General features: G+C 70.1%; 6 protein-coding genes and 2 pseudogenes. 4 read left to right on the forward strand and 4 right to left on the reverse strand.

Annotated features, from left to right (window positions below):
* Nucleotides 1–304 (forward strand): annotated as a pseudogene (locus RTM68_RS14730) (hypothetical protein); the annotation flags it as partial.
* A 5-nt stretch (nucleotides 305–309) separates the two neighbouring features.
* On the forward strand, nucleotides 310–1,149 hold the full coding sequence (locus RTM68_RS14735; RefSeq protein WP_312172283.1) for a PmoA family protein: 840 nt from the start codon (nucleotides 310–312) through the stop codon (nucleotides 1,147–1,149).
* Between the two features lie 17 nt (nucleotides 1,150–1,166).
* Here RTM68_RS14735 and RTM68_RS14740 read toward each other — a convergent pair whose 3' ends face one another.
* The 4 genes and pseudogenes from RTM68_RS14740 to RTM68_RS14755 all read right to left on the reverse strand — a co-directional run bounded on the left by RTM68_RS14740 (nucleotide 1,167) and on the right by RTM68_RS14755 (nucleotide 3,854).
* Nucleotides 1,167–2,198, reverse strand: a complete 1,032-nt coding sequence (locus RTM68_RS14740) for a LacI family DNA-binding transcriptional regulator (protein WP_312172286.1) — start codon at nucleotides 2,196–2,198, stop codon at nucleotides 1,167–1,169.
* Between the two features lie 67 nt (nucleotides 2,199–2,265).
* Nucleotides 2,266–2,571: pseudogene (locus RTM68_RS14745) on the reverse strand (isochorismatase family protein); the annotation flags it as partial.
* Between the two features lie 45 nt (nucleotides 2,572–2,616).
* Nucleotides 2,617–2,814, reverse strand: a complete 198-nt coding sequence (locus RTM68_RS14750; protein WP_312172289.1) for a hypothetical protein — start codon at nucleotides 2,812–2,814, stop codon at nucleotides 2,617–2,619.
* Nucleotides 2,815–2,834: 20 nt separating this feature from the next.
* Nucleotides 2,835–3,854 (reverse strand): zinc-binding dehydrogenase, encoded by a 1,020-nt coding sequence (locus tag RTM68_RS14755; protein ID WP_312172292.1) that lies wholly within the window; start codon nucleotides 3,852–3,854, stop codon nucleotides 2,835–2,837.
* Nucleotides 3,855–3,929: 75 nt separating this feature from the next.
* Between RTM68_RS14755 and RTM68_RS14760 the strand changes: the two genes are divergently transcribed.
* Both RTM68_RS14760 and RTM68_RS14765 read left to right on the forward strand, forming a co-directional pair.
* Complete coding sequence (locus RTM68_RS14760) at nucleotides 3,930–4,883, forward strand: LacI family DNA-binding transcriptional regulator (protein WP_312172295.1); 954 nt, start codon at nucleotides 3,930–3,932, stop codon at nucleotides 4,881–4,883.
* On the forward strand, nucleotides 4,880–5,480 hold a 601-nt coding region (locus tag RTM68_RS14765), incomplete at its 3' end, for an AraC family ligand binding domain-containing protein (protein WP_312172297.1). The genes RTM68_RS14760 and RTM68_RS14765, both read left to right, overlap by 4 nt.

Genomic DNA, 5,480 nt, shown 5'->3' on the forward strand with positions numbered 1-5,480 from the left:
CCTGGTCGCCGCGACCAGGGCAGAGGGAGAGCTGCATGAGCGGATCCTCTTCGACGAGCCCGCGCCCGCCGGCGCGCTGCGTCTCGAGATCGACGTCGATTCCGCCGCCCGCGTCACCGTGCGCGCAGAGGGCCTGAGCGCACCGATCGTCGACGGGTGGCAGGCGGTGGTCGGCCATTGGATCGGTGCCGAGATCGGCCTGTTCGCGGCGGCACCGCACGGGGCGGACAGGGCCGAGGGGGCAGTCGAGGCCGAGGGCGTGTTCGGCCCGTTCGATATCGTCGTGCACGACCAGGAGGGCTGATCGGCATGGCGAAGAACGATGCAGTCCCCCGCGACGTCACCACGCTCACCGTGGCAGGCCGAGTGGTCGCCGAGTACGACGACGGCACCTCCATGCCCGCGCTGTCGTCTCCGCGGCCGAGCCTTCGGGCCTGGTCGCTGTCCGGCACGCCCGTCACGCAGTCGGCGCCGGACGACCACCCGCACCACAGGGATCTGAGCGTGGCGCTGCCGGACGTCAGCGGCACCACGTTCTGGGGCGGCCGCACGTACGTGCGCGACCTCGGGTCCACGCTGCTCGACAACCACGGCACCCAGCGGGTCCTCGAGCGACGGAGCACCTTCGACTCGGTCGAGGAGGAGCTCGAGTGGCTCGATCGGGTGGACGCGAGGCTGCTCACCGAGTCGCGTCGCATCACCGCGTCCGCCCTCTCCGACGGGTGGATGCTGCGCTGGACCTCTCGGCTGCGCGCGGTCGAACCGGGCGTGACTCTCGGCAGCCCCCAGACGAACGGGCGGCCCGGCGCGTTCTACGGCGGAGTGTTCTGGCGCGCGCCCTTCGAGACGGCCGACGTCGTCTGCGCCTCCGGGGCGGGCGTGGATGCCGCCCACGGCTCGCACTCGCCGTGGCTCGCGGTGCTGACCGACGACGTCTCGCTGGTCGCAGCGGCACCCGATGCGCCCTGGTTCATCCGCACGGAGGGCTACGTAGGATTCGGCCCGGCCACGGCGACCGAGAACCGTCGCGACGTGCCCGTCGACGGCACGCTCGACCTCGAGATCTCCGTCGCGGTGATCGACGGTCGTCTGAGCGCAGAACGGGCCGCCTCGCTCGGCGTCGAGCTGTCGCACGGGTGGGAGTCATGAGCGCCGTGCGCGACTGACTAGCGCCCGGGGGTGATCGGCGCAGGGCCCGAGCTGCGGCGCGCCTGCAGTCGCGGGGTGAAGTGCGTCTCGGCATGGGGCGCTGCCGCACCGCCCATCTCGGCCTGCAGCTGACGCCAGGCGGTCTCGCCCATCTCGACGTGATCGACGGCGACCGTCGTGAGCGGCGGGGCCGAGAACCGGCTGAACTGGATGTCGTCGAAGCCCACGACCGAGATGCCCTCGGGCACCGCGACGCCCTCTTCGCTGAGGCGCCCGAGCAGACCGAGCGCGACGACATCATTGAACGCGAGCACCGCAGTGACGCCGCTGTCGCGAACCGTCGGCCACGAGTCGTATCCGTCACTCATCGACGACCCGCATTCGAACAGCACCAGCTCCATCTCGGACCTGTCCGCGACGTACTCGACGAGACGCTCCTGCCGGTAGACGCTCGATGCGCTGTGCTCGGGTCCCTGCAGGTAGCCGATGCGCGTGTGGCCGAGCTCGCGCAGATGGTCGGCCAGGGCGCTGATGCCCGCCGCGTAGTCGATCGTCACCGCCGGCACGAGGCCGTCCTGGCTGCTGCGATTGATGACGAGCGCCGGCGGAACCTGACGCAGGAGTTCGACGAGCTCGGGTCCGTCGAGCCGTGGGGCCGCGAGCACGATCGCGTCCGAGCGTCGGCGAAGCTCACGCGCGAGCGGTGCCTCCTCCTCCAGACTCTCCTGGGAGTCCGCCACGATGATGCGGTAACCGTCGCGCGCCGCAGCGTTCGTGAGCCCCTGCAACAGCTTCTGGAACATCGGGTTGCCGAGGTCGGGCACGATCATGGCGACGGTGTGGGTGACTCCGAGGGACAGCGAGCGCGCCGTGCCGCTGGGTGTGTACTCGAGTTCTTCCATCACCGCGCGCACGCGGGCGACGAGCTCGGGGTCAACCGTGCCGAGACCGTTCACGACGCGAGACACCGTGGCTCGCGAGACGCCGGCCGCCGTGGCGACATCGCTGATGTTGGTGCGGCGAGACCGCGGGGCAGAGCGTCGAGGCATGACCGCCAGCGTACCGGAAACCGATTACTCAGGCGTGGGGGGATGGGGAGAGTCCATCTCTCCGTGCTCAGAGAGCGGCGACGACCTCCGTCGTCGTCCGCACTCTCCCGAGCGCCGGGATGACCCGGGTCAGCGAACGCTCGTGACCGGCGGGATCCGGGTCGGACACCGCATCGGAGACGACGACGACCGAGAAGCCCAGATCGGCGGCGGCACGAGCGGTCGACTCGACTCCGAAGGTCGTCGCGAGGCCCACGATCACGACGTCGGTGATCTGCCGCGCCATCAGGTCCTGGATGAGGGGCGTGCCCGCGAACGCGCTCCATCCGGCGCGCGGATGCACGGGTTCGTCGCCGCGATTCTCGATTCCGGGAGCGAGATCCGCGAACCCCTCGGGCCAGACCCGGCCACCGGGACCCTACTCGGTGACACCGGCAGCCGCGCCCGTCGAGACGACGAAGGCGATCGGCCGGTCTGACCTGCGGAACGCCTCGGCGAGTGTGCCGACGCGCGCCACCAGATCTTGGGCAGAGACGGCGTTCGCGTTCGCCAGAGTGCCCACCTGCAGGTCGACGACGATGAGCGCGGTCGAGGCCGGCAGTTCGATATCAGGCATCCGATTCCCTCCCTCTGTCGTCACGCGAACGTGACGACGACCTTCTCGGCCGCACCAGGGGTCGCCGCCAGGGCGAGAGCCTCCTGCACTCGATCGAACGGGATGCGGTCGCTGATGATGAGTTCGTACTTGCGCCAGTTCGCGATGATGTCGTCGGTGACCTCGAAGATCTCGGTCGGGTACCCCATCGAGAGTACGACGGTCAGCTCGGTCGTGAGCAGCGCGCCGAAGTCGATCTCGACCGGCCTCTTATGCACGGCGACGATTCCGAGGGTCGCACCCTGCTTGGCCGCCGACGTCGCGGTGGCGATCACCGCCGGTGCACCGGCGGCATCCAGATACACGTCCGAGTCCGGACGCTCCCCTCGCACGCCGATGACCTGCGGAGCTGCCCCGTGCAGCTCGACGAGGCGGGCGAAGACATCCTCCTCAGCCGAATTGATCACCGCGTCTGCGCCGATCAGCAGCGCCTTCTCGAGGCGATTGGGGACGATGTCGACCACGACGACGTGACCCGCTCCGCGCGCCTTGAATCCGAGCACCGCGCCGAGTCCGATCGGCCCCGCGCCGAAGACCACGATCTTGTCTCCGGGCTTCGATCCGGTGCGGTTGGTCGCGTGCCTCGCGACCGCCATCGGCTCGTTCAGCGCGGCCACCGCCCACGGGATCTCGTCGGGGATGACCCGGAACTGCACACCCGCCTGCGCGTCCTTCAGCACGATGACGTCGCTGAATCCGCCCTGCGCGCCACCGCTGCCCAGCAGCCCGTCGACCGTCGCCATGACGTTGATCACGACGTGATCGCCGACCTGCGCGCCGGTCACCTCGGACCCGACCTCGACGACCTCGCCCGCGGGCTCGTGCCCCAGCGGAGTGGCGCCCTGCCGCGGAGGGATGCCGCCGTACGTCGTGTACATGTGATCCGAGCCGCAGATGCCGCACGCCTTCACCTTCACCAGAACGTCGCGGGGTCCCGCCGTCGGCTGCTCGACCTCGAGCACCTCGGTGACTCCCGGGGCTGTGATCACCACTGATTTCATGTCGGTCTCTTTCATCCAGCCGTGTGACGCGTCGCGCCCGTCACTAAACAACATTAGTGACTCTAAGCTAGCCACATGGTGGGGAGTTCGCGCAAGGGGCCGACGATCCGGGACATCGCCCGGGTGAGCGGGGTCTCGGCGACCACGGTGAGCTTCGTCCTGAACGACACGGCAGGTCAGACGATCCCCACCGACACCCGCGAGCGCGTCCGCAGCGCGGCGCAGGAACTCGGCTATCCGACGACGCTCGCCCGCGCGTTCCGTGAGGGGGCCACCCGCACGGTGGTGGTCGCAGTCGGCGGACTGCCCCGCGGCACCGCCCTCGACTCCTTTCTCGATGGCCTCGAAGCAGAACTCTCGAGCCGCGACCACTCCGTCGCAGTGCTCCGAGCGACCGGCCCCGCCCTCACACGCACGATCGATGCGATCTCCCCTCGAGCCGTGATCGATCTCGGCGCGATCTACGCCGGCGCCGAGAGCGACGGCCTCGACGGCGGATGGATCGACGGCCTCGCCTCGCACACGCTCACCCAGGTGAGCCACCTGGCGAGCCTCGGTCACTCGCGCATCGCCTTCGCTCGACCCGCAGACCCGGGGAGAATCTCGGCGATGGTGGGGCTCCGGGAACGCCATCTCCGAGAATCCGCGCGGACGCTCGGCATCGACCCGCCCGCGATCGTCGCGCTGCCCGACGAGACAGAGGCCGGCGCAGACAGCCTGGCGGCAGCGATCTCCGGAGGCGTCACCGCCGTCGCGGGCTTCGACGACGATTCTGCGGCGCGGGTCCTGCACGCAGCACGCCGACTCGGTCTCCGCGTTCCGCACGATCTGTCGGTCGTCGGCTTCGACGACGCCGGATGGGGGCAGCACACCGCCCCCGCACTCACCACGGTGCGGATCGAGGCGGTCGACTACGGGCGTCGCGCCGCGTGCGGAATCCTCGGCATCACGGATCAGGATGCGTCCGCACCGCGCTCGCATGTGGTCGACCGCGGGTCGACCGGCACGGCGCCGCAGAGCACGACGTGAACTCCTATCGACCCGAGGAATGGGGCGCGAGCCCGGAGCAGCCCTCGACGATCCGACCGCCGTATCTGATGGGCACCGGCGTCGTGACCGGCGAGGACACCGACACCCGGCCACTCGCCCCGCCGCACTCGCACCCCGACGCGATGCTCGCCTGGTGCTACCGCGGCACGGTCTGGGTGCAGCTGCAGGAGTCGATGTGGCGCCTCGCCCCCGGGCAGGGGGTGTGGATCCCCGCGCACACCCCGCACACCGCACGCCACGAACGCGATTCGACCGGCTGCTACACCTACATCGGAGACTCGTCTCTGATCACCCCGATCGAGGACGTCACCCAGGTGCTGGTCCCCCGGGCCGTGCAGGAGATGCTGCTGCACCTCGGCATCAACGACATGCCGACCGACCTCCGCGTGCGCATCCAGTCGGTGCTCATCGAGATGCTGCAGCACCCGTCGGCCGAGGCCGCGGACGGGTGGGGCGAGGTGCCGCTGCCGGCCGACGAGCGCGTGCGCCCGCTGGTGCAGGCCGTGCTCGCCGATCCCGGCGACCACCGCAGCGCGAATGAGCTGTTCCTCGCCCACGGCCTGCACGAGCGCACGG

It is taken from the genome of Microbacterium sp. (assembly GCF_031988965.1).
Taxonomy (GTDB): domain Bacteria; phylum Actinomycetota; class Actinomycetes; order Actinomycetales; family Microbacteriaceae; genus Microbacterium.

What these genes read in the sequence shown, in the direction of transcription:
- RTM68_RS14735 (WP_312172283.1), top strand. Translation starts at nt 310, where the DNA reads ATGGCGAAGAACGATGCAGTCCCCCGCGACGTCACCACGCTCACCGTG.
- RTM68_RS14740 (WP_312172286.1), bottom strand. Translation starts at nt 2,198, where the DNA reads ATGCCTCGACGCTCTGCCCCGCGGTCTCGCCGCACCAACATCAGCGAT.
- RTM68_RS14750 (WP_312172289.1), bottom strand. Translation starts at nt 2,814, where the DNA reads ATGCCTGATATCGAACTGCCGGCCTCGACCGCGCTCATCGTCGTCGAC.
- RTM68_RS14755 (WP_312172292.1), bottom strand. Translation starts at nt 3,854, where the DNA reads ATGAAATCAGTGGTGATCACAGCCCCGGGAGTCACCGAGGTGCTCGAG.
- RTM68_RS14760 (WP_312172295.1), top strand. Translation starts at nt 3,930, where the DNA reads ATGGTGGGGAGTTCGCGCAAGGGGCCGACGATCCGGGACATCGCCCGG.